Consider the following 464-nt stretch of genomic DNA (forward strand, 5'->3'; position numbering starts at 1 on the left):
CGAACGCTACAAAGCCACCTACTGGGAACGCTTCGCCGACCAAGGCTGGTACTTCGCCGGCGACGGCGCCAAACTCGACACCGACGGCGACCTGTGGGTCCTCGGCCGCGTCGACGACGTCATGAACGTCTCCGGCCACCGAATCTCCACCGCCGAAGTCGAATCCGCCCTCGTCGGACACCACACCGTCGCCGAAGCCGCCGTCGTCGGCGCCACCGACCCCACCACCGGACAAGGCATCGTCGCCTTCGTCATCCTCACCGCCGAAGCCCAACCCACCGACACCCTCATCGACGACCTCAAAACCGAAGTCGCCCGCGAGATCAGCCCCATCGCCAAACCACGCGAAATCCACATCGTCCCCGAACTCCCCAAAACCCGCAGCGGCAAAATCATGCGCCGACTCCTGCGCGACGTCGCCGAAGGACGCGAACTCGGCGACACCTCCACCCTCGTCGACCCGA

At 65.9% G+C, this 464-nt stretch carries 1 protein-coding gene; it reads left to right on the forward strand.

What is annotated here, in order from left to right; all coding sequences use genetic code 11:
* The coding region (locus ACL03I_RS39515; protein WP_412808674.1) for an AMP-binding enzyme at positions 1-464 on the forward strand (464 nt) is incomplete at both ends.

The organism is Nocardia sichangensis, assembly GCF_047200615.1.
GTDB lineage: Bacteria > Actinomycetota > Actinomycetes > Mycobacteriales > Mycobacteriaceae > Nocardia > Nocardia sichangensis.